Raw genomic sequence first — 2,414 nt, forward strand, 5'->3', positions numbered from 1 at the left:
CATCAGGGCGGGACTGGCTAGGGCGCTGCCGTCGGACGGACCGCGCTCGCCCCCTCCCCCGAAATCGCGGGGCGATTTCGACCACTCCCCAAGGAGAGGTGAATAGGGCCGCGGCTCTGTTCCCCTCTCCTCGGGGAGAGGGAGGGGCCCGGCGCCGCAGGCGACGGGAGGGTGAGGGGGATGGCCGCCGAAGCCATCACCCCACTCCACCTTTGGAGCGGGTGCCAAGCGGATCGGGGGTCAGAGCTTTGCCCTCAAGTGCGCCGAGCCAGTCCAGCGCCGCCCGTAGCCGAACCACCTCGCCCACCACCACCACGGCCGGCGCCTCCATGCCCTGGGCCACGACATCCTCCGCCGCCTTGGCCAGCGTGGTCTCCAGCACCCGCTGCTGCGGTGTCGTCGCCCGGCTGATCACCGCCACCGGCTCGGCCGGCGACCGGCCGCCCTCGATCAGATGGGCCGCGATCCGGCCGATGTGCTTGATCGCCATGTAGACCACGATCACCGGCGAGCCGCGGGCGATCGCGTCCCAGGCGACCCCGGCGGTGACGTCGCCGGTGGCGTCGTGGCCGGTCAGGAAGGTGACGGCGTGGTTGGTGTCGCGATGAGTCACCGGGATGCCGGCATAGGCCGGGCCGCCGACGCCCGCGGTGATGCCGGGGACGATGCGGAACGGGATGCCGGCGTCGACCAGGGCCAGCCCCTCCTCCCCGCCCCGGCCGAAGACGAACGGGTCGCCGCCCTTCAGCCGCAGCACCCGCTTGCCGGCCCGGGCCAGCTGGATCAGCTTCGCCGTGATGTCGGGCTGCTTCGGCGAGGGCTTGCCGCCACGCTTGCCGGCGAATTCCAGCGCGGCGCCGGGAGCGGCCAAACCGATGATGGCGTCGGACACCAGCGCGTCATAGACCACGACATCGGCCGAGCGCAGCGCGTGCAGCGCGTGCAGGGTCAGCAGGCCGGGATCGCCGGGGCCGGCGCCGACCAACCAGACCCAGCCGGGCTGGAATTCCGGAAAGGACAGAGGGAGATCAACCATCACGGCCACCTTAGAAGCCATGCGCCGCGGCGGCTAGGCAGCCCGCGACGCATCCTGTATCGAAACCCATCATGGCTCGCAAACCAGCCCAATCGCCCGAAGGGGGGCCGCTGCGGCGCGGCTGGACCACCGGCGCCTGCGCCACCGCCGCGACCGCCGCCGCCTATACCGCGCTGCTGACCGGCCGCTTCCCGGACCCGGTGACGATCACCCTGCCGCGCGGCGAGACGCCGGCCTTCGCCCTGGCGCTGGAGGGCCACGGACCCGGCTGGGCTCGCGCCGGCATCATCAAGGACGCCGGCGACGACCCGGACGTGACCCATGGTGCTCTGGTGATCGCCGAGGTGCGGCGCGGCGCGGCCGGCGTGCGCTTCCAGGCCGGGCCGGGGGTCGGCACCGTCACCCTGCCCGGCCTGCCGGTGCCGCCCGGCGAGCCGGCGATCAACCCGGTGCCGCGGCGGATGATGACCGAGGTCGTGGCGCGGATCGCGGCCGAGCACGGCGATGCCGGCGATGTGGTGATCGAGATCTCGATCCCGGACGGCGAGCGGCTGGCGCAAAAAACCTGGAACCCGCGGCTCGGCATCGTCGGCGGCCTGTCGGTGCTGGGCACCACCGGCGTGGTCGTGCCGTTCTCCTGCTCCGCCTGGATTCACTCGATCCATCGCGGCATCGACGTCGCCCGGGCGCTGGGCCTGCCCCATGTCGCCGGCTGCACCGGGTCGACCTCCGAGGCCGCGGTGGTGGCGCGCCACGGCCTGCCGGACATGGCGCTGCTCGACATGGGCGACTTCGCCGGCGGGCTGCTGAAGTACCTGAAGGCGCATCCGATTCCGCGCCTGACCATCGGCGGCGGCTTCGGCAAGCTGACCAAGCTGGCGCAGGGCTTTCTCGACCTCCATTCCGGCCGCAGCGAGGTCGATTTCGACTGGCTGGCCGACCGGTTGGCCGATTCCGGCGCCCCGGCCGGGATGGTCGAGCAGGCACGGCGCGCCAACACGGCCAAGCAGGTGCTGGACCTGGCCTCGAGCATCGCGCTGGCCGACCTGGTGGCGCGGCGAGCCCAGGCGACGGCGCAGGCTGTGGTCGAGGGCAGCGGCGTCGCGGTCGAGATCCTGGTGTTCGACCGCCAAGGCGGGCTGGTGGGGGCCGCCCATGGCTGGTAGGCGCCTCCTGATCCTCGGCGGCACCGGCGAGGCGGCGGCGCTGGCCCGGGCCCTGGCCGAGGCCGGAGAGTGGGAGGTCACCACCTCGCTGGCCGGGCGGACGCGGGAGCCGGCGGCGCTGCCCGGCGCGGCGCGGATCGGCGGCTTCGGCGGCGCCGACGGGCTGGCGGCGTATCTGCGGGACGAGCGGATCGACCGGGTGGTCGACGCCA

General features: G+C 73.5%; 3 protein-coding genes. 2 read left to right on the top strand and 1 reads right to left on the bottom strand.

Annotated elements, in window-relative coordinates; genetic code table 11:
- Positions 1 to 196: 196 nt before the first annotated feature.
- Positions 197 to 1,036 carry a uroporphyrinogen-III C-methyltransferase gene (gene cobA / locus ACTOWL_RS37750; RefSeq protein WP_441326444.1) on the bottom strand — a complete coding sequence of 280 codons (840 nt, stop codon included), beginning with the start codon at positions 1,034 to 1,036 and terminating at the stop codon, positions 197 to 199.
- A 71-nt stretch (positions 1,037 to 1,107) separates the two neighbouring features.
- Here cobA and ACTOWL_RS37755 point away from each other — a divergent pair, with 71 nt between their 5' ends.
- Both ACTOWL_RS37755 and ACTOWL_RS37760 read left to right on the top strand, forming a co-directional pair.
- Complete coding sequence (locus tag ACTOWL_RS37755) at positions 1,108 to 2,202, top strand: cobalt-precorrin-5B (C(1))-methyltransferase (RefSeq protein WP_441326445.1); 1,095 nt, start codon at positions 1,108 to 1,110, stop codon at positions 2,200 to 2,202.
- A partial coding sequence (locus ACTOWL_RS37760) for a precorrin-6A/cobalt-precorrin-6A reductase (protein ID WP_441326446.1) occupies positions 2,192 to 2,414 on the top strand: 223 nt, incomplete at its 3' end. The genes ACTOWL_RS37755 and ACTOWL_RS37760, both read left to right, overlap by 11 nt.

It is taken from the genome of Inquilinus sp. CA228 (assembly GCF_052078665.1).
GTDB lineage: Bacteria > Pseudomonadota > Alphaproteobacteria > DSM-16000 > Inquilinaceae > Inquilinus.

What these genes read in the sequence shown, in the direction of transcription:
- ACTOWL_RS37755 (WP_441326445.1), top strand. Translation starts at nt 1,108, where the DNA reads ATGGCTCGCAAACCAGCCCAATCGCCCGAAGGGGGGCCGCTGCGGCGC.
- cobA (WP_441326444.1), bottom strand. Translation starts at nt 1,036, where the DNA reads ATGGTTGATCTCCCTCTGTCCTTTCCGGAATTCCAGCCCGGCTGGGTC.